Source organism: Lysobacter olei (assembly GCF_054777355.1).
Genome location: NZ_BAAHAT010000001.1, coordinates 263,619 through 288,875 on the forward strand (window position 1 = coordinate 263,619; position 25,257 = coordinate 288,875).

Genomic DNA, 25,257 nt, shown 5'->3' on the forward strand with positions numbered 1-25,257 from the left:
CCGGCTGGCCCGGACACGATCCCAACCACGATCGAGCCCGCAAGAGTCAGTTGGCGTACTGACTCAACGCCGCCAACTCATCTTCGTCAAAGCCCGCCGCCGCCCGTGCTTCCACGTTGAACGGTCCGTACAGCACCGCGCGCGCATACTCGGCCAACAAGGAGCGGAACGTGACCCGCGGTTCCACGCCGGCGCGCTCGCAATACCAGCGGAACCAGCGCGAACCGGCGGCCACGTGGGCCACTTCCTCGCGCAGGATCACCTCCAGGATGGCCACCGTGGCCTCATCCCCCATCGAGCGCAGCTTGACGATCATTCCCGGCGTCACGTCCAGCCCGCGCGCCTCCAGCACACGCGGCACCAGCGCCATCCGAGCCAGACCATCGTGCGCGGTTTTCTCGGCCATTTCCCACAGGCCGTTGTGCGCGTCGAAGTCACCGTAGTCGTGACCCAGCTGCTGCAACCGCGCACGCAGCAACTGGAAATGCCGCGCCTCGTCGCGCGCCACCTCTACCCAGTCCGCATAGAATTCAAGCGGCAAGCCACGAAAGCGATACACCGCGTCCCACGCCAGGTCGATCGCATTGAACTCGATGTGCGCGATCGCGTGCACGAACGCCGCCCGCCCTTCGGGCGTACCCAGCCCGCGCTTGGGCAGGTTGCGCGGATGCACCAGCAGCGGCCGCTCAGGCCGCCCCGGCATCCGGATCGGTTCTGGCTTAGTAGCGTCCGCGGGAATGGCCAGCTCCCCGCGCGCGAACGCGTCAGCCGCCGCAAACGTGGACGCCACCTTCTCCTCGGGAGAGGAGGCATCTAAGCACCCGCGGGCAGCATCAAACAGATTCATTCACACTCCGCCACCTTCGGCGCACGGCACGAACCACATCACCGTTGGAAGGCGGCTGCGGGATGGCATGCCAACCAAGCGAGTATCGGGGAGCGACTTGGCAGGTCATCCCGCAGCAGCCCCCCAGCCACTTCACGCCGAGCGCCGCACCTTCTTAGCCTCATCCGACCGCATCTGCTTGATGCGCTCGAAATAACCTTCCTCGATGCCAGTGACATACTCACCGTTGAAGCACGACGAATCGAAGCTTTCGATGCGGTGCTTGGGCCCCGACACCGAAGCCTCCAGCGCCTCCAGGTCCTGGTAGATCAGCCAGTCGCAGCCCAGCAGCTTCTGCACCTCTTCCTCGGTGCGGTTATGCGCCACCAGCTCCTCCGCCGACGGCATGTCGATGCCGTAGATGTTGGGATAGCGCACCGGCGGCGCGGCCGAGGCCAGGTACACCTTGCGCGCGCCTGCGTCGCGCGCCATCTGCACGATTTGCTGCGAGGTCGTGCCGCGCACGATCGAGTCGTCCACCAGCAGCACGACGCGGTTACGGAACTCCAGCGGGATCGGGTTGAGCTTGCGACGCACTGACTTCGCGCGCTGGCCCTGCCCCGGCATGATGAAGGTGCGGCCCACGTAACGGTTCTTGATGAAGCCCTCGCGGTACTTCACGCCGATCACGTTGGCGATCTCCAGCGCGGCGTCGCGCGAGGTATCCGGAATCGGGATCACCGTGTCGATGTCGTGGTTCGGCATCAGGCGCAGGATCTTCTCGCCCAGTGCCTGGCCCATGCGCATGCGCGCCTTGTGCACCGACACATCGTCCATCATCGAATCGGGACGCGCGAAGTACACGTATTCAAAGATGCACGGCGCAAACTTGCCCGGCTCGACGCACTGGCGGGCGTGCAGCTGCCCGTCGGTGGTGATCACCACGCCTTCGCCCGGACGCACGTCGCGCACGCGCTCGAACCCGATCAGATCCAGCGCCACCGACTCCGACGCCACCGCGTATTCGTCGCGGCCGTTGCTCACGCGCTTGCCCAGCACCAGCGGGCGGATGCCGTTGGGATCGCGGAACGCCACCAGGCCCAGGCCCAGCACCGTCAGCACCACCGCATAGCCACCCACGCAACGGCGCGTCACGCCTTCGACGGCCTTGAACGCGGCCTCCGGCGTCAGCGCCTTCTGCATATCCAGCTCATGGGCGAAGACATTGAGCAGCACTTCCGAGTCCGACTCGGTGTTGACGTTGCGGCGGTCCTGTTCGAACACCTCGCGACGCAGCGCCTCGGTGTTGATCAGGTTGCCGTTGTGCGCCAGCGCGATGCCGAACGGCGAGTTGACGTAGAACGGCTGTGCCTCGTCCGAGCCTTCGCTGCCGGCCGTCGGGTAACGGCAATGGCCGATGCCCATGTGCCCCTGCAACAGGCCCATGGCGTTCTCGTCGAACACGTCGCTGACCAGGCCATTGCCCTTGTGCACACGCAGCTTCTTGCCGTCGGCGGTGGCGATGCCCGCCGCATCCTGGCCACGGTGCTGCAGCACCGTCAGGCCGTCATAAAGCTGCGCCGCGACGTCGTTGTGGCCGACGATACCGATGATGCCGCACATGGAAAGTAATCCTGCTGAACTTGAATGAATGGCGGACTCAGCCGCCGAATGCCGGCGCCGGCAGTGCCGCCGCCTTGTCCTGCAACGCCGGGATTGTCGCCCCACCGTCGCCCGTGAAATCCACCTGCGTCGCCACCCATTCGGGCAGCCATCCGCGCAGCCACTGCGCGCCCGGCACCAACACCGGCACCACCGGCGAGGCCCGCCATTGCGGTTCGCGCGGCATCGACGTCAACGCCAGGATCAGGACCAGCGCGCAGGCCACGAACCCGCCACGCACCAGGCCCAACATGAACCCCAGCATCCGGTCCATGCCGCCCAGGCCGGCCGACTGCACCAGCTTGCGCACCAGCCAACCCACCACGCCCACCACCACCATCACGGCGATGAAGGCCAGCGCATGGCCGGCAAACAGCTCGGTCGCGCCGGGCTCGCCATCGGAGGCCAGCACCAGACCGACGTCGCCGCCGTAACGGAACGCGACCCAGCCACCCAGCATCCACGCGAGCAACGACACCACCACGCCCACGAACCCGCGCATCACACCCAGCAGGGCCGATGCGCCGATGATGGCCAGCAACACCCAATCCACTGCACCCATCCGTTCGCGCGCCTCGAAAAAAATGAAGCGGCGTCAGGGATGCGGACGGACGATGCCGTTCACGCCCAGCTTCGACGCCACCTGTGCCTGCAAGCGCTCCGCGGCAGCGCGGTCGGCCACCGGGCCCACGCGCACGCGACTGAGCGCACCCTTGTCGGTGCGCACGGATTCGACGAAGGCACTGAAACCGGCGGCGCGCGCACGGTCGCGCAGGCGGGTGGCCTCTGCGGCGTTGCTGAACGCGCCCAACTGAACCGCGAACCCGACATTGGACGCTGCCGGCTTGGGCGTCGGCACCGCCACGGGTGTCTTCTCCGCAGGCTTGGGCGCCGCGGGCGCCGGCTTGGGCGCCTCGGGCAGGCGCGCGGCGGTCGCCGGCTTGCTTTCGGCCAACGCCACCGGCTTGGAGACGGAGGGCGCCGGCAGCGGGGCCGGCTGGGATACCGACGCCGCGGCAGGCGCTGCGTCGTCCGCCGAGGCATCCAGCACGATCACCTTCGCGCCGACGTCATCGCGCACGTGGCCCGCGCGCAGGCGGGCCGATTCGGCGATGGCTTGGCTGGTATACGGCCCGATGAGCACGCGGAACAGCGTGCGGCCGCTGGCGGTCTTCACCGACTCCTGGTAGCCCGGCAGTTGCGACGCGGTCAACGCCGCGACCACCCGCTCGGCGTCCGCGCTGGTGGCGTAACTGCCAAAGGTGACGGCATGGCTGCCGCCGGCCGTTGGCGGTGGCATCATCCCGCTGTCGGTGGAGGCGGCCACCGCGGCATCGGCGTCCACGTTGGGCAGCTTGTCCGGCGCCGTCTCCATGCCCAGAGCCCCGCCTGCAGCCGGCTGGCCCGGCGAGACGAGCGGCAGTTCACGGGTCTCGTAGCCGCCTTCCGGCGTGTCCGGCAGTTGCAGCGGGACGTCCGAGACGCCACTTTCCGGCGCGGGGCCCTTGATCAGCATCGGCAGGAAGATCACTGCGAGGGCGACAAGCACCGTCGCGCCGATCAGTCGCTGTTTCAGGGCAGGTTCCATCGGATCTCGCACGCCACGGGCGGAAATGCCGGGCGAATTATACCCGGGAGCGACCCGCGGGCCGGGCCGCCGGGTGCAGCTTCATTCAGCCCCCAAGGCCACCAACGCATCCGCGACGGTATGGAAAGAGCCGAACACCAGGATGCGGTCGCCGGCACTGGCGTCGCGACGGGCTGCGGCCAATGCGTCCGCCACGCCGGGGAACTGCGGCGCCGACGCCGCGGCCGTGCCGGCCAACCGGGCCGCCAGGGCCTCGGGGCCGTCTCCCCGCGGTCCATGCTCGGCCAGTCCCGCCAGGTACCAGGCATCAACCTCCCCCGCCAGGGCGTCGACCACGCCCTGTGCGTCCTTGTCTGCCAGCGCGGCGTACACCGCGCGGGTCACGCCCGCGGCCGGGCGCTGCCGGGCCTTCGCCTGCTTGAGCCACGCGGCCAGTTCCGCCGCCGCCTGCGGGTTGTGGCCCACATCGACAATGATTTCCACGCCATCCCGCTGAATCTGTTGCAGGCGGCCCACCAGCCGGGCCTGGGCCACGCCGGCTGCCAGCGCCTGCCGGGGCGGGCGCTTGGGCAGCGCGCGCACGGCGGCGATGGCGGTGGCCGCATTGCGCAACTGGACGGGCGCCGCCAGTTGCGGGCGCGGCAAGGTGGCACTGAAGCCCACTTCGCGCCAGCGCCAGCTGTCCGCATCCATCGGTTCGAAGAAGAAGTCGCAGCGCGCGCGGATGGCCGATGCGCCGATGGTGTAGGCATGGCCCAGCACGCTGGAGGGCGGGTCATCGTCGCCCAGTACCAGCGGCTTCCACGGCCGCGCGATGCCGACCTTCTCCGCGCCAATGGCCTCGCGGTCGTCACCGAGGTAGGCCTGGTGGTCGAGGTCGACGGTGGTGATGACGGCCACGTCGGGGTCGACGATGTTGGTGGCGTCCAGCCGCCCGCCCAGCCCCACTTCCAGCACCGCGAGGTCGAGCCTGGCGCGTTCGAACAACCACAACGCGCAGAGCGTCCCGTACTCGAAGTAGGTCAGCGGCACGTCGCCTCGCGCGGCCTCCACGGCCTCGAAGCCGGCCACGAGCGCCGCGTCGTCGACGTCCTCGCCATGGATGCGCACGCGCTCGTTGTACGCCAGCAGGTGCGGGGACGTGTACGCGCCGACCTTCCAGCCTGCGGCCCGGCCGATGGCCTCGATGAACGCGACGGTGGAGCCCTTGCCGTTGGTGCCGCCCACGGTGATCACCCGTTTGGCGGGACGCTTGAGCCCCATGGCGGTGGCGACGGTGCGCACGCGCTCCAGCCCCATGTCGATGGACTGAGGGTGCTGGCGTTCGATGTAGGCCAGCCAATCGGCCAGCGTCAGGGGCTTGCTCAAGGTCACGGGCGCGCCCGAAGCGGGCGGCATGCGGCGGTGGGGGCGCCTATTGCATCACAACGCCCGGTGGACCGCCTCCCCGAACAGCGCGGTGTGGTGGCTGCAATCGTTCAGACGCACCACCTCGAGGTGGTCGACATCGGGGCCTTCCAACAGGTTGACGGTCGTCGGCGCCTGTCGGAAACCCCACAACTGCGCCAGCGGAATGCCCAGGATCTTGCACAGCAGGACGCGGTTCACCGCGTCGTGGGCGACCACCAGCAGCGTGTCGTCGTCGCCCAGCCCCTCGGTGGCGCGGGCGAACGCCGGCCAGGCGCGGTCGAGCACGTGCTGCAGCGATTCGCCTTCAGGCATCAGCACCTCGTGCGGGGCTTCGCGCCACAGGCGCAGGCGCTCGGGGTCCGCCTCGCGGATCTCGCTGGCCAGCAGGCCCTCCCAAGTGCCGTGCGCGATTTCCATCAGGCCCGGGTCGAGCGTGAGCGGCAGGTCGCGCTGGCCGAGCGCGAGTTCGGCGGTGTAGCGCGCACGGCGCAGCGGCGAGGCCACGGCACGCGTGATCGCCACCTCGCGCAGGCGTTCGCCCAGTGCGCGGGCCTGACCCTCGCCCACGGGCGAAAGCGGGATGTCTTCCTGGCCCTGGTAACGGCCTTCGGCGTTCCACGGGGTCTCACCGTGGCGTGCAAGCAGGATGCGCATGGGAATCGGATGCTGGGGACGCGGGGACACCGGAGCCTAGCAGACGACAACCGGGCCGCAACCGTTGCGAGCGAAACGAAAAACGCCGGCGCGGGGCCGGCGTTCCTCGTATTGCCCATGACGCGCGGCTTACTTGCCCTTCGGCGCCACGTTCATTTCCTTCAGCAGCGCCGGGGCCGGGAAGACCTCCTGCATGATCCAGCGCATGTAGCGCTGGTCGACGGTGATCATGCGGGTCATGACCGGGTCGAACACCCAGTTGGAGCTGACCGATTCCCAGTTGCCGTCAAACGCCAGGCCCACCAGCTTGCCCTGCGCGTCCAGCACCGGCGAACCGGAGTTGCCACCGGTGATGTCCAGGTTGGACAGGAAGTTGACCGGTACCGTGCCCAGGCGCTTGTCGGCCAGGCCGCTGTAACGCTTGGTGGCGATGGCTTCCAGCTGCACCTTCGGCGCGTCGAACGGATCGACGCCGGTGTCCTTGGCCGGGATTTCCTCGAGCACCGTGAAGGGCTTCTGCTTGCTGCCGTCCAGCTTGGTGTAGCCGGTCACGTTGCCGAAGGTGATGCGCAGGCTGGAGTTGGCGTCCGGATAGACGAACTCACCCTTGCTCTTCTTGTAGTCGGCGATGGCCTGCAGGTAGGCCGGGCGCGCCAGCAGCGACTCGCCGGCGCGGGTCTTGGCGGTCTCTTCCAGCTGCAGCACGGTCGGCATCACCGCCACGGCGAACTGGATGGCCGGATCCTTGCTGGCCTCGAGCGTGGCGCGGTCAGCACCGAGGAGTGCCATGCGCTTGTCGGCATTGCGCAGTTCGCTCTTGGCCAGGCTGTCCAGCGCGCGCTGGATGGCCTGCTCGTCGTTGCCGCCCAGCCACTTGTCGACGGCCGCCACGCGCTGCGCCTGCGGCAGCTTCACGTACTCACGCAGCCAGTACTGCTGCAGCTCGCGGTCCATGTCGGGGTGGTAGCGGCGCTCCATCTGCTTCATGCCGCCTTCGAACGCCGGCATGTCGCGCTGCTGGTAACCCTGCTCGCGCTCGGCGTCCGGCTTGGCCTTTTCGAGGGAGAGGCGGTACAGCTGCGAGGCCGCTCCCAGGATGCCGCTGTTGCGCAGGCTGCCGAACACCAGGTCCCGCTCGCGGGTGGCGCGGGCGATGTTGCCCAGCTCGATCAGCTTGGCGTGGGCGGCCAGACCGGCCTTGCCGGCGTCGCCCTGCGCACGCAGCCACTCCAGCACCGCGGCCTCTTCCTTGCGCTTGGTTTCGGCGGCGCCGATGCGCTTGAAGCCTTCGAGCTGGCCGTCGTAGTTCTTCATCGTGTTGTTGAGGCTGGCCAGCGTCGCGGCGTACTTCACCGCGATGTCCGGGTTCTTGGCGCCGGCGGCCTCGATCATCGCGATCGTGTTCCTGTAGTGCTGGCCTACGGTCGGGTAGGTCCAGCCGGCGGTGTCGTCGAACTCGCTGGCCAGCGCGTAGCGCGCGGTGCGGCCCGGGTAGCCCGCGACCATCACGAAATCACCCTCGCCCAGCGGCTTGTCGGCGAGCTTCAGCCAGTGCTTGGGCTGGTAAGGCACGTTGTCCGTCGAGAACGCGGCCGGCTTGCCGTCCTTGCCCACGTAGGCGCGGTAAAACGAGAAGTCGCCGGTGTGGCGCGGCCACATCCAGTTGTCGACGTCGCCGCCGTACTTGCCCACGCTGCTCGGCGGGGCGTACGACAGGCGCACGTCCTTGATCTCGAGGTTGCGGAACAGGCGGTACACGTTGCCGCCGGAGAAGCTGTACACGCGGCAGCGAAAACCGGCTTCGGCTTCGCAGTCGGCGACCAGCTTCTTCTCCAGCGCATCGGCGGCCTTGGTGCGGGCCAGCGCGTCGGGCGCGGCGGCAATGGTGGCCTTGAACTGGTCGGTCACGTCGGTGATCGCATCCAGCACGTAGATGCGCGCATTCGGGCCGGCGGACAGCTCCTCGCCCGGGGTGGCGGCGTAGAAGCCGTCGCGGATCAGGTTCTTTTCCGGGGTGGAGTTCAGCTGGATGGCGCCGTACGCACAGTGGTGGTTGGTGGCGACCAGGCCCTGCGGCGACACGAAGCCGGCGGTGCAGCCGCCCAGCGAGACCACGGCGCCCAGCGGGTCACCGGTGAGATCGGACAGCTGCTGGGCACTGAGCTTCAGACCGGCCTTCTTCAGCGGACCGGCGATTTCCGGCAACTGCTGCGGCACCCACATGCCCTCGCCCGCTACCGCGGTCCCCATGCCTGCCAGCGCGATGGCGGCGGCCAACACCGAATGACGCATGCCTCTACTCCGTTTGCGAAATGCGAAACGGCGAGTCTAGCGGGGTTGGGGCGGGCGCGCCCATGACTTATGACAGGGGCAGGAGGCAAGTTCCGGTTCGAAACGCGAACCCTCTGGGCACTGATTAGGGAGGTGTCCATGGCGGGCATTGCGGAAAAGCGGGCCATGAATGGCCCGCGGCCCGACTCGCGGCAGGATGCCGCGACGGAGGGCTGGAGCAATGCCCGCCATGGACATCTCCCGCCCCACCCGACCTCACTCCGCCGGCAGCCCCATCTCCCGCAGCAGGTGCGGCGCCGGATACACCTTCGCCATCAGCCAGCGCATGTAACGCATGTCCACATGGATCGCGCGCTTGTAACGCGGGTCGAACATCCAGCTGGCGCTGACCGCCTCCCAATTGCTGTCGAAGTTCAGGCCGATCAGCCGCCCCTTCGCATCCAGCACCGGCGAGCCGGAGTTGCCACCCGTGGTATCGAGGTTGGTGAGGAAGTTGACCGTCTGCGTCTTCAGGCTCGGCTCGGCCGTGGTGCCGAAGTCGCCCTTGGCGATCGCATCGAGCAGCGGCTTGGGCGCGATGAACGGATCCACGCCGGTGTGCTTCTCGACGATGCCCTGCACGGTGGTCAGCGGCGTGTAATGGATGCCGTCACGCGGATCCATCGACTGGATGCGGCCGTAGCTCACGCGCAGCGTGGAATTGGCGTCCGGGTACACCGCACGGCCCTGCGACTTGCGGAAGCCGATCAGCGCACGCATGTACGCCGGACGCAGTCGCAGCAGCTCACCCGCGCTGGCCTTGGACTCATCGTCCAGGCGTAGGATCGCGGGCAGCAGCGTTGCCGCCGCCTGCAACAGCGGGTCCTTGGAGCCCTGCAGCGCACCCACGTCGGCCTGCATGGCCTGCAGGCGCGCGGCCTCCTCGCCCAGCCCCGTGCCCGCGTAGAGCGCATCGAGCCGGGCCTTCGCCTGCTCCAGCGTGGTGCCGAACACGGCGTCGTATTCGGCCACCTGCTGGGCGGGCGGCAGCGCCTGGTACTGCGCCAGGAGATGCATCAGTAGTGCCTTTTCTACCGAGGGCGAATAACGCCGCTGCACCTGCTTCAGCTGGCCGGTGATCAGTACCTCATCGCGCTGCTGGAAGCCCGACTCGCGCTGGGCATCCGGCTTGGTGCGCTCGTGCGCGAGGCGTTGCAGCGTGATCGCCGAGCGCAGCAGCTGGGCGTGCCCGTTGATCGCGGCCAGCAATTGGTCGCGCTCACGCGTGGCAACGCCGCGATCCAGTACGGCCTGTGCCGCCGCGATGTCGGTCCGGATGGCCGCCGCATCGGACTGCTGCGCCAGCCACGCATACATGGCCGCCTCGTCATCGCGGCGGACGGCCGCCGCATTGCTGCGGCGCAGGCCATCCAACTCACCCTGCGCACGCTTGAGTGAATTCTTGAAGCTCCTCACCTGCGAGGCGTAGCGAACGCGCGCTTCCTCGTCCTTGGCGCTGGCGGCTTCGATGGTCTTGATCATGCCGTCGAACAGCGCCACCCGCGAAGGCAACTGCCACTCGATCTGGTTGGCGAACTCCGAGGCCATGCGGTGGCGGAAGGTGACGCCCGGATAACCGGCGAGCATGGCGTAATCGCCTTCCTTCACATTGCGCGTGGACACCTGCAGGTGCGCCGGCGGCACGTACGGCACGTTGTCCGGCGAATAGTCGGCCGGCTTGCCGTCCTTGCCCACGTAGGCACGCAAAAGCGTGAAGTCGCCGGTATGGCGCGGCCACATGAAGTTGTCGACCTCGCCACCGTAGTTGCCAATGTCATTGGGCGGTGCGTAGACCAGGCGCACGTCGCGCAACTCCAACTGCTTGACCAGGTAAAAATCCGTGCCGTAGTACATGTTGGCGACGCTGCAGCGGTAGCCGGCATCGCGCTCGCATTCGGCCACGACCGCCTTGGTCGCCGCGTCCACTGCGTCGTAATAGGCCTTGCCCTGCTTGCCGCGCGCGTCGGCCAGGATGCGGTCGGTCACCTTGTCGAAACCCGTCGTCACCAGGACGCGGTAATCGGGGTTGGCCGGCAGCTCCGCGGCGCGGTCGGCGGCGATGTATCCGTCCTGGATCAGGTCACGGCCGGGCTTGCTGTTGTACTGGATCACGCCAAAGGCGACATGGTGGTTGGTGAGCACCAACCCGTCCTTCGACACGAACGCACCGCTGGCCCCACCGACCTTGACCACGGCGTTCATGGGCGGGCGCGCCAGCCCGGCCAACTCGCCCGGCTTGCCCTGGAACCCGGCCTCACGGAGCTGCTTGGCAATGTCCGGCAGCTGTGACGGCATCCACATGCCCTCGTTGGCGATGGCGCCGGTGGCGGCCAAGGAAAGTGACAGGGCGAGCAGACGGCGGCGCATGGTCGATCCGGTGGAAAGCGGGACAGGAACGATAGGCCACGGCCCGGCGCACGGCAAACCGCATTCCCGGGACCGCCCCACCCCGGGGCCACCCGACGGAACGTGATTCAACCGGCTGTGCCGAGGACGCCCGCGTATAATTGTTGCCCCCGGCGCCCGTGTTGGACGCCCGCGAAGGACACCCCTCCATGACGCAGACGATGATGAAGGCGCTGGTGAAGCGCGAAGCCACCAAGGGCATCTGGATGGAGGAAGTGCCGATCCCCGCCCCCGGCCCGAACGAAGTGCTGGTGAAGCTGGAGAAGACCGCGATCTGCGGCACCGACCTGCACATCTACCTGTGGGACGAGTGGAGCCAGCGCACCATCAAGCCCGGCCTGGTCATCGGCCATGAGTTCGTCGGCCGCGTCGTCGAGCTCGGCGCCGGCGTCACCGGCTACAAGGTCGGCCAGCGCGTGAGCGCCGAAGGCCACATCGTCTGCGGCCACTGCCGCAACTGTCGCGCCGGCCGCCAGCACCTGTGCCCCAACACGGTGGGCATCGGCGTGAACCGCAACGGCGCCTTCGCCGAATACATCGTCATGCCGGCCAGCAACCTGTGGCCGATCCCCGACCAGATCCCGAGCGAACTGGCCGCGTTCTTCGACCCGTACGGCAACGCCGCGCACTGCGCGCTGGAATTCGACGTGGTGGGCGAAGACGTGCTGATCACCGGCGCCGGTCCCATCGGCATCATCGCCGCGGGCATCTGCAAGCACATCGGTGCGCGCAACGTGGTCGTCACCGATGTCAACGACTACCGCCTCAAGCTGGCCGCCGACATGGGCGCCACGCGCGTGGTCAACGTCGCCAACACCTCGCTAAAGGACGTGATGGCCGACCTGCACATGGAGGGCTTCGACGTGGGACTGGAGATGAGCGGCAACCCGCGCGCCTTCAACGACATGCTCGACTGCATGTACCACGGCGGCAAGATCGCGATGCTCGGCATCATGCCGAAGGGCGCCGGCTGCGACTGGGACAAGATCATCTTCAAGGGCCTGACCGTGCAGGGTATCTACGGCCGCAAGATGTACGAGACCTGGTACAAGATGACGCAGCTGGTGCTGGGCGGTTTTCCGCTGGGCAAAGTGCTGACGCATCAACTGCCAATCGATTCCTTCCAGGAAGGTTTCGAACTGATGGAATCGGGCAAGGCCGGCAAGGTCGTGCTCAGCTGGAACTGAGTCGCTCGTGACTGCCGTGGTACTGGGTTCGGTGGTGGCCGTGCTGCTGCTCGGCCTGGTCGCCACGGTGGTCCGCGGTGCACGCAGCCGTCCCAAACGGCGCATTGACTAGAATGCGCCCCGTCCCCGCGCCCTCCACGGAATCCGCCATGTCCGACGCCACTGCCTCCCTGACCGCCCGCTACGCCGACGAACTCGACGCGATCCGCGCGCAGGGCCTGTTCAAGTCCGAGCGCATCATCACCAGCCCGCAGTCGGCCGAGATCACCCTCGCCGACGGGCGCAAAGTGCTGAACTTCTGCGCCAACAACTACCTGGGCCTGGCCGACCACCCTGACGTGATCGCCGCCGCCAAGGAGGCCTTGGACACCCACGGCTTCGGCATGGCCTCGGTGCGCTTCATCTGCGGCACGCAGGACCTGCACAAGCAGCTGGAAAAGACCATCGCGGACTTCTTCGGCACCGAGGACACCATCCTCTACGCCGCCTGCTTCGACGCCAACGGCGGCCTGTTCGAGCCGCTGCTGGGCGAGCAGGACGCGATCATCTCCGACGCGCTCAACCATGCCTCGATCATCGACGGCGTGCGCCTGTGCAAGGCCAAGCGTTACCGCTACGCCAGCTGCGACATGGCCGATCTGGAGAAGCAGCTGCAGCAGGCCAAGGCCGACGGTGCGCGCACCATCATGATCACCACCGACGGCGTGTTCTCGATGGACGGCTTCATCGCGGCGCTGGACGAGATCACGCGACTGGCGAAGCAGTACGGCGCGCTGGTGCACATCGACGAGTGCCACGCCACCGGCTTCCTCGGTGCCACCGGCCGCGGCTCGGCCGAGGTCAAGGGCGTGATGGACAAGATCGACATCTTCACCGGCACCCTAGGCAAGGCCATGGGCGGCGCACTGGGCGGCTTCACCACCGCCAAGCGCGAGGTTGTGGAAATGCTGCGCCAGCGCTCACGCCCGTACCTGTTTTCCAACTCGCTGCCGCCGCACGTCGTCGCGGCAGGCATCAAGGCCTTCGAGATGCTGTCCGCTGCCGGCGACCTGCGCGAGCGCCTGCAGGAGAACACCCGCTACTTCCGCGAGCGCATGACCGCCGCCGGCTTCGACATCAAGCCCGGCGTGCACCCGATCTGCCCGGTGATGCTGTACGACGCGCCCTTGGCGCAGCGCTTCGCCGAGCGACTGCTCGAGGAAGGCATTTACGCCATCGGCTTCTTCTTCCCGGTGGTGCCGCAGGGCCAGGCGCGCATCCGCACGCAGATGTCGGCCGCGCACACGCGCGAGCACCTGGACCGGGCCATCGATGCGTTCATCCGCATCGGTCGCGAGCTGGGCGTCATCAAGAATTGAGGCACGGGGCGCGCGGTGGCGCGGCCCCTTCCCGCGCTCCCTCAGCCCCCGCCCTTGCGTTTAGGCGCGGGCTTGGGCTTGCCGGTCGCAACGCGAATCCCGCGGGACTTCATCCACGCATCGAAATCGCGCGCCGTCATCTTTTTCCCGTTCTGCTCCATGTAGAAGCGGTTTGCGTCGCGGCCCCGCGTGCGTGGGCGCGACTTGGGCGTGGCTTTCTCCGCCGTGACCTGGCCACACCCTATGACCGGGTTGGTCAACGCTTGGGTTGCGCGGCTGTGCTGCGCGTAGGCCTGGGCCAAAAGGCCCCCGGCCGCACCGCTGCCGTTGCCCGAGGGTTGGCTGGCGGCCGGCGTGACCGCGTGGCCGTTCTCACAAGGTACCGTCTGCGCCCACGCCATCGGGGACGCGACCAGCGTCATCACCAGCATCCACTTTCGCATCCTGCCCCACTCCCCTGCACGGTTTTCCGCAGTCTAGTGAGGCCCGCGGCGCAAACTTTGTCCGCGCGCACAGTCCAGCATTCCGCCTGTGTCAGCGCACAACTCTTAGGCGCACGCAGTGATTGAGCAGACGCCAGGCTCAGCTGGCGCGAAGCGCCGCAACCTCGTCTCCGGTCAACCTGCGCCACCCACCTTTGGAAAGGTCTCCCAGCCCCAACTCCCCAATGCGAACCCGAATCAGGCGGAGAACTCCGACGCCGTGCGCGGCGAGCAGTCGGCGGATCTGACGGTTGCGCCCTTCGTCCAACACGATTTCCAGCCAGGCGTTGCGCGTGCCGCTGCGCAACAGCGCAGCGTGCCGGGCAGACAGCCGTTCGCCTTCGTCTTCCACCCCTGCCTTCAACGCCTGCAGGAGTTCCGGCGTGGGCAAGGTATCCACCTGCACGTGATAAGTCTTGTCCAAACCGTGGGCAGGATCGGTGATGCAGGCGCTCCATTCGGGGTCATTGCTGAAAAGGAGCAAGCCCTCACTGGCCTTGTCCAGGCGCCCCACCGGGGCCAGCCAAGGCAAGCCCGCGCCATCGAGGCATCGATACACCGTGTCCCGGCCGCGTTCGTCCTTTGCGGTCGTCACCAGGCCCCGCGGCTTATTGAGCATCACGTAGATGCGCTCGGCCCCATCCAGCGCGTGGCCGTCCACCTCCACGCGATGCTGCCCTTGAACGATGGGATATTCGGGATTGCGGACGACGGCACCGTTGACCGCGACGCGTCCGTCAAGAATCCATTGGGCCGCCTGTGTGCGCGAGCACACGCCGTGCTTGGAAAGCACGCGCGCCAGTCCATGTCGAGGCAAGAGGGTTTTCGTCACGTAGCGAAACGGCCGCATACGCGGCCGTTGTTCCTGGGTTGTCGCAGTCCTTCACGGCGCCCGGCGCAGTGCCAGGCACCGCCGTTCGTCACTTCGCCTTTTCACCGGTCGACGCAGGGGCCTCTGCGGCCTTCACGGGCGCTGGCGCACCCTTGGCAACGCGAACCCCACGCGCCTTCATCCACGCATCGAACTCCTCGGCGGTCATGCGCTTGCCGTTCTGGCTCATGTCAAAGCGCCAGGGAGTGTTGTCGTCCTTCGTCTTGGGCTTGTACGTGGCCGGATCGATGGGGGCGTCGGCGGCAGGGGCCGAAGCGGCGGCCGGCGTGGCTGCCGGGGTGGCGGCAGGCTTGCTGGAACGCTTCGCAGCCACGCTGCGGCACTCATCCAAGCGCATGCGGTTCAGCACGCTGTCGACCGACTGCGCTTCGTCATAGGCCTGCACCAGCACGCCGGCGGGCGCACCCAGGCGCGTGGTGCGCGCGGTCAACTCAGGCGCGACGGCAACAGCGGACGATTGCGATTGAGCGATCGCACCGCATGCACCGTCCTGCGCAAGCGCAAGCCCGGACAACATCAGCATCGGAAGTGCAAGCATGAAACGACGCATGGTGGGCTCCGCATGTGGTGTCGGCAGACTGTAGCCCTGAACCCGGCGTTTTCCCAGCGGAAAAAAGTGAATCGCGCCACAATCCCGACGCATGGCGCGAACCAGCATCGACAACTGCCTACGGCGTCTCGATTCAACGACGTGAATGTGAGGAACCGGAACGACGAAGCCCGGCACTGGGCCGGGCTTCGAGGCAACACCGTCGGCGTGCGTGGACCGCACGCCGACTTTCATCCAGATCAGTTCTGGACGTTCAGCTCGGTGCGACGGTTCTTCGCACGGCCTTCCGGATTGTCCGAACCATCTTCGTTGGTGTTCGGAGCAATCGGACGGCTCTCGCCGTAACCGTTCGGACCGGCCAGACGCGAAGCATCGATGCCGTTGCTGGTCAGGTAGTCGTACACCGCCTTGGCGCGGCGCTCGGACAGACCCTGGTTGTAGGCGTCGGTGCCCTTCGAGTCGGTGTGACCGGCGACTTCGACCTTCAGCTCCGGATAGCGCTTCAGGATCTCGGTGGCCTCGGCCAGGATGGCCACGGCGTCCGGACGCAGGTTCGACTTGTCATAGTCGAAGTTCACGCCCTTCAGGTCGATCGACACCGGCACCGGGCAGCCGTCCGGACCGATGGTCTGGCCAGCCTGCGAACCCGGGCACTTGTCGTCGCAGTTGTTCACGCCGTCGCCGTCGTCGTCCAGATCGGCGCAGTTCGGAGCAGCCGGGGCCGGAGCCGGAGCCGGGGCAGCGGCAGCGCCCAGCGGGATGACCACGCCGACCGAAGCCAGGATGTCGCCAAAGCTGTCTTCGCCCGGGGCGTTGATGCTGGAATCATCCATGTCCAGGCGGTAGGCCAGCTCGGTGCGAATCTTCACGCGCTCGCCACCGCCCTGCATGCCCAGGCCGAATTTGGCGGCCAGGTTGCCGTCTTCACGCTGACCCGGCGAATCCGGGCTCGGGAAGGCGTCGTATTCTTCTTCCGAGCGCTGGTAGCCCAGGCCCATCAGCACGTACGGGTTCCAGTTGCGGCCTTCCTGCATGAAGTGGCGGCGCAGGTCCAGCGAAATGCCGTACTGGCTCCAGTTCAGGTTCTGGTTGGCGTCCAAATTCGGGTTCTGGTAGTTCAGCTCACCGTCGAGCGACCAGTTCGGGCTGATCATCTTGCCCAGGCCCAGGCCCACGAACGGCGCGTTGCGGGTGCCGCGCGCGTTGTCCTGGATGTTGAAGCCGGTCGAGCCGGTCAGGTACCAGCGGTCATCAAATTCCTGCGCACCAGCCACATGAGCGACCGACAGACCGCCCAGCAGGGCAGCACAGAGAAGCTTCTTGTTCATTCTCATCTCTCCTTGGATCAAAAATGGAAACCGCGTCTACGGTGTTGCAACCGTTCAGGACGGCGACCCGTTCGACGCCATCCCGGGCAGGTTAAGTTTACAGGTGTGAAAGCCGTGTTAACACGTGTCTAACAATCCGCCAAGTTCCCGCAATCTGCAACCGTACCTTAGCGTCGGTTCATATTGAGCCCCACCGCGGATGCAGGCGCGGTGAAGGCCCCCCCTCCCTGGGAAGGAAGCAGCGGTTGGGAACAAAAACGTAACCTCGCCCACCCACCGTCCATGCCTCCTTGCCGGGGCCGCGTTTTCCGGGCATCGTGCGGCAATCCATACGCTTGCGTACGCTGATGACAACCTCGCCGCCTCCCTATCCCCATCTGTTCCGCCCCCTCGATCTGGGGTTCTGCACCCTGTCCAACCGCGTGCTCATGGGCTCGATGCACACGGGGCTGGAAGACCGGGCGCGGGATTTTCCCAAGCTGGCCGCCTATTTCGGCGAGCGGGCCGCAGGCGGCGTCGGGTTGATCGTCACCGGAGGCTTCGCGCCCAACATGGAGGGCTGGCTCAAGCCACTGGGCGGCAAGCTGGGCTGGTCGTGGGAGGTGGGCAAACACCGGCAGGTGACCCGGGCCGTACATGGACACGGCAGTCGCATCTGCCTGCAGATCCTGCATTCGGGGCGCTACGGCTATCACCCACTCCAGGTGGCACCCTCCAGACTGAAAGCACCGATCAATCCCTTCACGCCGCGGGCGCTGTCCGCCCGCGGCATCGTGCGGCAGATCCGCGCCTTCGTCCGCACGGCCCAGCTTGCCCGGGACGCCGGGTACGACGGCGTGGAAGTCATGGGCTCGGAGGGATACCTCCTCAACCAGTTCACCGTGTCGCGCACCAACCGGCGCGAGGATGCCTGGGGCGGCGACACCGCGCGGCGCATGCGATTTGCCGTCGAGATCGTGCGCCGCATCCGCGAGGCCTGCGGTCCGGATTTCATCATCATCTACCGGCTGTCGATGCTGGACCTGGTGGAGGGGGGGAACCGGTGGGACGAGGTCGTGGCGCAGGCCAAGGCGGTGGAGGCCGCCGGTGCGACGATCATCAACACCGGCATCGGGTGGCACGAAGCGCGGGTGCCCACCATTGCGACGTCCGTCCCGCGGGCGGCATTCACCGGCATCACCGCCAGGCTGAAGCCCGAGGTCAGCGTGCCGCTGGTGACGACAAACCGCATCAACATGCCCGACGTGGCCGAGGCCGTCCTTGCCCGGGGCGAGGCGGACATGGTCTCGATGGCGCGCCCGCTGCTGGCCGATCCCGAGTGGGTGGCCAAGGCGCGCTCCGGGCGTGCCGACGACATTAATACGTGTATTGCCTGCAACCAGGCCTGCCTCGACCACGTCTTTGAAAACAAGACCGCCAGTTGCCTGGTCAATCCGCGTGCCTGCGCGGAAACCGAGCTGGTGTACCGCCCCACCCCGCGGCCCCGGCGCGTCGCAGTCGTGGGCGCCGGTCCCGCCGGCCTGGCGTGCGCGACCGTCGCCGCCGAGCGCGGCCACCGGGTGACCTTGTTTGACGCTGCGGACGAGATCGGCGGCCAGTTCAATGTCGCCAAGCGCATTCCGGGGAAGGAAGAGTTCCACGAGACGTTGCGCTACTTCGGCCGGCGTGTGGCGCAGACGGGCGTGGATCTGCGGCTGGGCACCCGGGTGGAGGCCGCCGATCTCGCCGCCTTCGACGACGTGGTGCTCGCCACGGGCATTGCCCCTCGCAAGGTCGACTTCCCGGGTGCGGATCACCCCAAGGTGGTGGGATACCTTCAGGTACTGCGTGGCGAAGTGGTCCCGGGAGCGCGGGTTGCCGTCATCGGGGCGGGTGGAATCGGTTTCGACGTAGCCGAATTCCTCGTCCATGAAGGCCACTCGAGCAGCCTGGACCCCGTCCGATGGCGGGCCGAGTGGGGGGTGGACCTCGGCTACACCACGGCGCAGGGTGGCCTGGCGAGACCGGCGCCGGAGCCCCCGGCGCGCGAGGTGTGGCTGCTGCAACGCAGTGCCGGCAAGCCCGGGGCGCGGCTGGGCAAGACGACGGGCTGGATCCACCGCGCCACGCTCAAGGCCAAGCGGGTCCAGATGCTGGGCGGCGTCGAGTACTTGGGGGTGGACGACGCGGGCCTGCACATTCGCGTGGAGGGGCGGGAACAGCTGCTCCCGGTGGATCACGTCGTGATCTGTGCCGGCCAGGAGCCCTTCAAGCCCCTTCTGGCGGCCCTAGCGGGCGGCCAGGCCACCGTCCACGTCATCGGCGGAGCCGACGTGGCGGCGGAATTGGACGCAAAACGGGCCATCGCGCAAGGCAGCCGGCTGGCCGCAAATCTGTGACGAGGGCCTCGCTCTTGACAACCCCAAAGCCTTGCTCCGCAAGGGCTTGGGCCCCATCCACGCGGTAAAAAACCGAGAATTTTCCGCAAGTTAGTAACACGGCATTCACGCGACGTTTATGTTGGCGCCAGTACCTTGCGCCAACTTTTCCGCCCAGCCTTGGCGGAACCCACACCGGCCGTGCACCCCGCACGGTTTAGGTGAAGGGGCAAAGCGCGCCGAAGAGCCGCCGCCCTCCCCAGTACGCCATGCCGGTCCGAGCAGTGGCTTCCAGCAGATCCCCGAGGGGATGGAAGCCGCGAGACGAACGGGCGCAACGGAGCAAGGAGTCCGAAATGAAGCTGGCCTGGATCCTGTGGTTGGCCTCGGTATTGCCGCCGCAGACTGCAGATTCGCTCTGCCTGAGCACCACCGTCTACCTCGAAGCCCGCGACCAGTCCGTGCGCGGCCAGAAGGCGGTCGCCGAGGTGGCCCTGCGCCGCCGCGACAGCGGCCTGTGGGGCAACACCATCTGTGACGTGGTCACCGCCAAGAAGCAGTTCGCGCCGACGCTGGTGTCGCCGGCGACACGCCTGAGCAACACCGAAGCGTGGGCGGAGTCGGTGACCATCGCGCTGGAAGCCGAACGCAACTGGGCCCTGCCCCCGGGCCGACGCAAGGAAATCGTTCCGGGCGCCAGCCACTTCATGGCCCACGCCATCGCCAACCCGAGCTGGCGCAATGCCTACCAGGTGGCCACCATCGGCGACCACACCTTCCTGAAGGTGCAGTCACTCAAGCCGCGCCGCGGCTGAGTCGCCGCCCCGGCGCACGCAACCCGTGCGCCCGTGACGCAGCGTTGCACCCACGGTGTTGAGCACCTCCGGGCGGGTCGTCCACGATGGACGGCCCGTTTCCGTTACGGAGATTGCATGAAGCTCTACACCAAGCCCGGGGCCTGCTCGACCGCGGTCCACATCGCCCTGCAGTGGAGCGGCGTGCCGTTCGAGTGCGAGATCCTCCCGGACTACGCCGCACTCAAGTCACCGGCTTACCTGGCCATCAACCCCACCGGCGCGGTGCCGACGGTAGTCGATGGCGATTTCGTCCTGACCCAGAACGCCGCCATCCTGGGCTACGTGGCCGACCACAAGCCCGAGGCCGGCCTCGCTGGCGACGGCAGTCCCCGCCAGCGCGCTGAAGCTACCCGCTGGCTCGCCTTCATGAACGCCGACATGCACCCCGCCTACGTACCGCTGTTCGCGCCTGCCGCTTTCCATGCCGATGCCGCCGAGCACGACCGCGTGCGCGAAGCCGCCCGCAAGCGCCTGCGTGGCCTGTACGAGCGTGCCGAGCAGCAGCTGGAAGGCCGCGACTGGCTTGCCGGCTTCCGCAGCTTCGCTGACCCCTACCTCTACATCACCCTGCGCTGGGCCGGCCTCACTGGCGTGGACCTGACTGGCCTGGAGCGCCTGCAGGCCTTCAAGGCGCGCATGGACCAGGACCCCGGCGTGCAGGCGGTGTTCCAGGCCGAGGGCCTGGCGGCCTGAGCGACCCGAAGGCGGCTCTTCACCAAAGCCCCCACTCCCCCAAACAAGAAGAGCCACGCGATTGCGTGGCTCTTCTGCTTCCAACAACCGAGTCAGCGGGCCGGGGCCCAAGGGGCGCCACAACCAAGCGGATAACGGGCCGCGACTTGTGACGCCCCTTGGGCCCCGGCCTGCCCCCCGCACCCCAAAAAGCAGAAGGGCCACGCAACCGCGTGGCCCCTCAAACACAACTCAACGTTTCTCGATCGGCACGTATTCCTGATCCTCCGGCCCCGTGTAGTTCGCACTCGGGCGGATGATCTTGCCGTCCTCGCGCTGCTCGATCACGTGCGCACTCCAGCCGGTGGTGCGCGCGATCACGAACAACGGCGTGAACATCGGCGTCGGGATACCCATCATGTGGTACGCGCTCGCGCTGTACCAATCCAGGTTCGGGAACATCTTCTTGGTGTCCATCATCAGGTTCTCGATGCGCTCGGACACGTCGAACAGCGTCTGGTTGCCGCCGTCGGCGCACAGCTTGCGCGAGAGTTCCTTGATGATCGGGTTGCGCGGATCGCCGATGGTGTACACCGGGTGGCCGAAGCCGATGACGATCTCCTTGCGCTCCATGCGTGCACGGATGTCCGCCTCGGCGGCGTCGGCGGTGCCATAGCGGCTGATGATGTCCATCGCCACTTCATTCGCGCCGCCGTGCTTGGGACCACGCAGCGCGCCGATCGCGCCGGTGATGCACGAATGCAGGTCCGAGCCGGTGCCGGCGATCACGCGCGCGGTGAACGTCGAGGCATTGAACTCGTGCTCCGCATACAGGATCAGCGACTTGTCCAGCGACTCGGCGTGCAGCGCGCTGGGCGTCTCGCCGTGCAGCAGGTGCAGGAAGTGGCCGGCGGTGGTCTCGTCATCGGTTTCCACGTCGATGCGGCGACCGTTGCGGGTGAAGTGCCACCAGTACAGCAGCATCGAACCAAAACTGGCGATCAGCTTGTCGGCAATATCGCGCGCTTCGTTGGCCGGGTGGCCTTCGCGCTCGGGCAGCACGGTGCCCAGCACGGAGCAGCCCGTGCGCAGCACGTCCATCGGGTGCGCGTTGGCCGGGACCAGCTCCAGCGCCTCGGCAACGATGGCCGGCAGGCCGCGCAGGCGCTTGAGCTTGGTGCGGTAGGCCTTGAGCTGCGACGCGGTCGGCAGCTTGCCGTGCACCAGCAGGTGTGCGACTTCCTCGAACGAGGACTTCGTGGCCAGGTCGTGGATGTCGTAGCCACGATAATGCAGGTCGTTGCCGCTGCGACCAACGGTGCACAGCGCGGTGTTGCCAGCGGCCGTGCCGCTCAGTGCAACGGACTTCTTGGCCTTGGGCAGTACCTGGGCTGGTTCAGTCATGGGATTACTCCTGGTGGACGCGGCATGCGGTGGCGCGGATTGTCCGGTCACCGTCGTGCGCGGCGTTATCAAACGCTAGGGAACACAGAGAAAAAAAGCCTGTTTTGCGACTGGCAAGTCGCAGCGACCGTGGCGGGCCAGATCGCGCCCGCTGCGGTCGGGGGCGGACGGACGCGCCGGCGGAGGTGGGACAGGGGAAACCCGGGATCGCGGGGTCCTGTACGCTCCGTCGGCCGACCATGCCGTCACCGCATTACTTGTCGCGGGCAAACAGCGCGTCGAGCTTGTCCTCGTACGCGTGGTAGCCCAGGTAGTCGTAAAGGTCGGCGCGCGACTGCAGCGTGTCGATGATGTTCTTCTGCGTGCCTTCGCGGCGCACGGTCTCGTAGAAGTTCAGCGCCGCCTTGTTCATTGCGCGGTACGCGCCGCAGCAATACAGGGCGATGTCCACGCCCGCGTCGCGCAACTCATCGGTGGTGAAGAACGGCGTGCTGCCGAACTCGGTCAGGTTGGCCAGGATCGGCACCTTCACCGCGGCCTTGAACTTGCGATAGTCGTCCAGCGTCTTCATCGCCTCCGGGAAGATCATGTCGGCGCCGGCCTCGACGTAGGCCACCGCGCGCTCGATGGCGCTGTCGATGCCTTCCACCGCGGCCGCGTCAGTGCGGGCCATGATCACGAAACCGGCGTCGGTGCGAGCATCCACCGCAGCCTTCACGCGGTCGACCATCTCGTCCTTGGTCACCACCTCCTTGCCCGGGCGGTGGCCGCAGCGCTTCTGCCCCACCTGGTCTTCCATGTGCACGGCAGCCACGCCAATGCGCTCGAAGTTGCGGATGGTGCGACCGATATTGAACGCGCCGCCCCAACCGGTGTCGATGTCGACCAGCAGCGGCATGCCGGTGGCGTCGACGATGCGGCGCGCGTCGGTCAGCACATCTTCCATGGTGCTGATGCCGAGGTCCGGCATGCCCAGCGAGTTGGCGGCCACGCCGCCGCCGGACAGGTACAGCGCCTTGTAGCCCACGCGCTTGGCCATCAAGCCGGCATAGGCGGTGATGGCGCCCATCACCTGCAGCGGGGATTCTTCGGAGAGGGCGGCGCGGAAGCGCGCGCCAGCGGACGGTGCGAGGGCCATGGTGTCTCCTGTGTTCAGCCCGTCATTTTAGCTGAGTGGACGAAGCGGCATCGCGTGCGGCGCCGGGCATCAATTGCCCGCGTCCGCCCCCCGCCCCAGCGCCCGCCGCACCTCATCCAGTGCCCCCGGGTCGTCCAACGTCGACAGGTCGCCCGGGTCGCGCGCCTCGGCCAGCGCCTGGATGGACCGCCGCAGGAGCTTGCCCGAACGGGTCTTGGGCAGCGCGTTGACCACGTACACCCGCGACGGGCGCGCCACCGCGCCCAGCTGTTCCACCACCCGCTTCTGCATGGCCGCCGCCACTTCCACCGCACTGATGCCCTCGGCACCCTGCTTGAGTGTGGCGAACACCACGGGCACCTGGCCCTTGAGCTCGTCGTGCACACCCACCACCGCCGCCTCCGCGACCGAGGGATGGGTGGAGACCGACTCCTCGATCTCGCGCGTGCCCAGCCGATGGCCGGCCACATTGATCACGTCGTCGGTGCGGCCCAGGATGAAGGTGTAGCCATCGGCGTCGCGGATCGCCCAATCGAGCGAGCTGTACAGCAGCTCCTTGAAATGGCCGAAGTAACTGGACAAGAAGCGCGCGTCGTCGCGCCAGATCGTGGTCATGAAACCCGGCGGCAGCGGCGGCACCATGACCAGCACGCCCTTCTCGCCTGGCGCCACGTCCTCACCAGTGACGTCGTTGATCACCCGCAGGTTGTAGCCGGGGGTGGGAAGGCCGGGTGAGCCGAACTTCACCGGCTTCATATCCAGCCCCGGCATCAGCGCCAGCACCGGCCAACCGGTCTCGGTCTGCCAGTAGTTGTCGACAATGGTTTTGCCGATGCCCTCGGTGATCCACTTCGCGGTGGGCTCATCCAGCGGTTCACCGGCCAGGAACAGGTATTTCAGCGCAGACAGGTCATGCTGCTTGAGGTAGGCCGCGTCCTGCTTCTTCAGCACGCGGATCGCGGTGGGCGAGGAAAACATCGTGCGCACGCCGTAGCGTTCGCAGATCTGCCACCAGATCGCGGGATCGGGGTTGACCGGCAACCCTTCGTACAGGATCGACGTGGCGCCGGCGATCAGCGGGCCGTACACGTTGTAGCTGTGCCCCACCGCCCAGCCCACGTCGGAGGTGGAGAACATCACCTGCCCCGGCTGGATGTCGTAGATCGCCCACATCGACATCGCCATCGCCACGGCATAGCCGCCCACGTCGCGCTGCACGCCCTTGGGTTTGCCCGTGGTGCCCGAGGTGTAGAGCAGGTAGCTGGGCTCGTTGGACTCCAGCCACGCCACGTCCACCTCGGCGCCCTCGTGCTGCGCGCGCAGCGTGGCGTAGTCGACGTCTCGGCCGTCGATGCGGGTCAGGTCGGGATCCAGCCCGCGATTGACGATGAGCACATGCGCCGGAGGCGACGTGGCCTCGGCGCACGCCGCATCCACCAGCGGCTTGTACGGGATGACCTTGCCACCGCGCATGCCCGCATCGGCGCAGATCAGCAGCTTCGGTTCCGCATCGTCGATGCGCAGCGCCAGGTTATGCGAGGCGAAGCCACCGAACACCACCGAATGCACCGCGCCGATGCGCGCGCAGGCCAGCATCGCGAACACGGCCTCCGCCATGTTGGGCATGTAGATCACCACGCGATCCCCGCGCTCCACACCCAGTGACTGGATCACCGCGGCGAACGCATTCACTTCGCGGTGCAGCTCCCGGTAGGTGATCTCGCGGGTCAGGCCGGTTTCGGTGGAAATGGTGACCAGCGCCAGCTGGTCGGCACGCGCGTCGAGGTGGCGATCCACCGCGTTGTAGCAGAGGTTGGTTTCGCCGCCGACGAACCATTTGCGAAACGGAGGGTTCGCATCATCAAGGATTCTGTCCGGCACGCGACGCCAATGGATGGCCTGTGCCTGCTCGGCCCAGAAGGCTTCCGGCTGCTCGATCGAACGGCGATAGAACTCCTCGTACCGCATGTCCATTCCTCCACGACTATCCGTCGAGGCTATCGCGGCGCAGCAGGTGGTCGCGCTACGACATTGGTCGAAAAGTCAGCGAAGGAACGTCTAACGGAGTTCTCGTCAGGTGCCTGAAGACCTGGTCGCCACCAACAATCTCAAAATGCTGCAACGCGCCATTCGCCGCACAGCAGCAATGAGAACG

The 25,257-nt window shown here is 67.2% G+C and carries 20 protein-coding genes; 5 read left to right on the forward strand and 15 right to left on the reverse strand.

Translation table 11 applies throughout. From position 1 onward, the window contains the following. Nucleotides 1-46: 46 nt before the first annotated feature. The 8 genes from ACYVBS_RS01345 to ACYVBS_RS01380 all read right to left on the reverse strand — a co-directional run bounded on the left by ACYVBS_RS01345 (nt 47) and on the right by ACYVBS_RS01380 (nt 10,838). On the reverse strand, nt 47-847 hold the full coding sequence (locus tag ACYVBS_RS01345; protein ID WP_460821306.1) for a ferritin-like domain-containing protein: 801 nt from the start codon (nt 845-847) through the stop codon (nt 47-49). 132 nt (nt 848-979) lie between these two features. Beyond that, nucleotides 980-2,449, reverse strand: coding sequence for an amidophosphoribosyltransferase (purF, locus tag ACYVBS_RS01350; protein WP_460821308.1), 1,470 nt, complete (start codon nt 2,447-2,449; stop codon nt 980-982). Nucleotides 2,450-2,486: 37 nt separating this feature from the next. Further along, nucleotides 2,487-3,041: a CvpA family protein gene (locus ACYVBS_RS01355; protein ID WP_460821309.1), complete on the reverse strand. Its 555-nt coding sequence runs from the start codon at nt 3,039-3,041 to the stop codon at nt 2,487-2,489. Between the two features lie 42 nt (nt 3,042-3,083). Beyond that, nucleotides 3,084-4,076: an SPOR domain-containing protein gene (locus tag ACYVBS_RS01360; RefSeq protein ID WP_460821311.1), complete on the reverse strand. Its 993-nt coding sequence runs from the start codon at nt 4,074-4,076 to the stop codon at nt 3,084-3,086. 81 nt (nt 4,077-4,157) lie between these two features. Continuing rightward, the gene (gene folC, locus ACYVBS_RS01365) at nt 4,158-5,444 is read right to left on the reverse strand and encodes a bifunctional tetrahydrofolate synthase/dihydrofolate synthase (RefSeq protein ID WP_460821312.1); all 1,287 of its coding nucleotides are present in this window, start codon (nt 5,442-5,444) and stop codon (nt 4,158-4,160) included. Between the two features lie 54 nt (nt 5,445-5,498). After that, on the reverse strand, nt 5,499-6,140 hold the full coding sequence (locus ACYVBS_RS01370; protein WP_460821313.1) for a histidine phosphatase family protein: 642 nt from the start codon (nt 6,138-6,140) through the stop codon (nt 5,499-5,501). A gap of 129 nt (nt 6,141-6,269) precedes the next feature. Beyond that, on the reverse strand, nt 6,270-8,432 hold the full coding sequence (locus ACYVBS_RS01375; RefSeq protein WP_460821314.1) for a S46 family peptidase: 2,163 nt from the start codon (nt 8,430-8,432) through the stop codon (nt 6,270-6,272). A 255-nt stretch (nt 8,433-8,687) separates the two neighbouring features. Then, the gene (locus ACYVBS_RS01380) at nt 8,688-10,838 is read right to left on the reverse strand and encodes a S46 family peptidase (protein WP_460821316.1); all 2,151 of its coding nucleotides are present in this window, start codon (nt 10,836-10,838) and stop codon (nt 8,688-8,690) included. 188 nt (nt 10,839-11,026) lie between these two features. Between ACYVBS_RS01380 and tdh the strand changes: the two genes are divergently transcribed. After that, the gene (tdh, locus tag ACYVBS_RS01385) at nt 11,027-12,064 is read left to right on the forward strand and encodes an L-threonine 3-dehydrogenase (RefSeq protein WP_460821318.1); all 1,038 of its coding nucleotides are present in this window, start codon (nt 11,027-11,029) and stop codon (nt 12,062-12,064) included. A 149-nt stretch (nt 12,065-12,213) separates the two neighbouring features. Further along, nucleotides 12,214-13,422 (forward strand): glycine C-acetyltransferase, encoded by a 1,209-nt coding sequence (gene kbl / locus ACYVBS_RS01390; protein WP_460821320.1) that lies wholly within the window; start codon nt 12,214-12,216, stop codon nt 13,420-13,422. A 41-nt stretch (nt 13,423-13,463) separates the two neighbouring features. Here kbl and ACYVBS_RS01395 read toward each other — a convergent pair whose 3' ends face one another. The 4 genes from ACYVBS_RS01395 to ACYVBS_RS01410 form a co-directional block, all read right to left on the reverse strand. Then, nucleotides 13,464-13,865, reverse strand: coding sequence for a hypothetical protein (locus ACYVBS_RS01395; RefSeq protein WP_460821322.1), 402 nt, complete (start codon nt 13,863-13,865; stop codon nt 13,464-13,466). Nucleotides 13,866-14,004: 139 nt separating this feature from the next. Then, nucleotides 14,005-14,754, reverse strand: coding sequence for a pseudouridine synthase (locus ACYVBS_RS01400; protein WP_460821324.1), 750 nt, complete (start codon nt 14,752-14,754; stop codon nt 14,005-14,007). A 70-nt stretch (nt 14,755-14,824) separates the two neighbouring features. After that, the gene (locus ACYVBS_RS01405) at nt 14,825-15,346 is read right to left on the reverse strand and encodes a hypothetical protein (RefSeq protein ID WP_460821325.1); all 522 of its coding nucleotides are present in this window, start codon (nt 15,344-15,346) and stop codon (nt 14,825-14,827) included. A 239-nt stretch (nt 15,347-15,585) separates the two neighbouring features. After that, nucleotides 15,586-16,674: an OmpA family protein gene (locus ACYVBS_RS01410; RefSeq protein ID WP_460821326.1), complete on the reverse strand. Its 1,089-nt coding sequence runs from the start codon at nt 16,672-16,674 to the stop codon at nt 15,586-15,588. 347 nt (nt 16,675-17,021) lie between these two features. On the opposite strand from ACYVBS_RS01410, the gene ACYVBS_RS01415 reads away from it, so the two are divergent. The 3 genes from ACYVBS_RS01415 to ACYVBS_RS01425 all read left to right on the forward strand — a co-directional run bounded on the left by ACYVBS_RS01415 (nt 17,022) and on the right by ACYVBS_RS01425 (nt 20,581). After that, nucleotides 17,022-19,052, forward strand: a complete 2,031-nt coding sequence (locus ACYVBS_RS01415; RefSeq protein ID WP_460821328.1) for an FAD-dependent oxidoreductase — start codon at nt 17,022-17,024, stop codon at nt 19,050-19,052. A 335-nt stretch (nt 19,053-19,387) separates the two neighbouring features. After that, nucleotides 19,388-19,846 (forward strand): cell wall hydrolase, encoded by a 459-nt coding sequence (locus tag ACYVBS_RS01420; protein ID WP_460821329.1) that lies wholly within the window; start codon nt 19,388-19,390, stop codon nt 19,844-19,846. A 117-nt stretch (nt 19,847-19,963) separates the two neighbouring features. Next, nucleotides 19,964-20,581 carry a glutathione S-transferase family protein gene (locus ACYVBS_RS01425; protein WP_460821330.1) on the forward strand — a complete coding sequence of 206 codons (618 nt, stop codon included), beginning with the start codon at nt 19,964-19,966 and terminating at the stop codon, nt 20,579-20,581. A 231-nt stretch (nt 20,582-20,812) separates the two neighbouring features. Here the strand turns inward: ACYVBS_RS01425 and prpC are convergent, their stop codons facing one another. The 3 genes from prpC to prpE form a co-directional block, all read right to left on the reverse strand. Then, the gene (gene prpC / locus ACYVBS_RS01430; protein WP_460821332.1) at nt 20,813-21,964 is read right to left on the reverse strand and encodes a bifunctional 2-methylcitrate synthase/citrate synthase; all 1,152 of its coding nucleotides are present in this window, start codon (nt 21,962-21,964) and stop codon (nt 20,813-20,815) included. Between the two features lie 253 nt (nt 21,965-22,217). After that, the gene (gene prpB / locus ACYVBS_RS01435) at nt 22,218-23,102 is read right to left on the reverse strand and encodes a methylisocitrate lyase (protein WP_460821333.1); all 885 of its coding nucleotides are present in this window, start codon (nt 23,100-23,102) and stop codon (nt 22,218-22,220) included. Nucleotides 23,103-23,171: 69 nt separating this feature from the next. Continuing rightward, nucleotides 23,172-25,070 (reverse strand): propionate--CoA ligase, encoded by a 1,899-nt coding sequence (gene prpE, locus ACYVBS_RS01440; protein ID WP_460821605.1) that lies wholly within the window; start codon nt 25,068-25,070, stop codon nt 23,172-23,174. Nucleotides 25,071-25,257 lie beyond the last annotated feature (187 nt).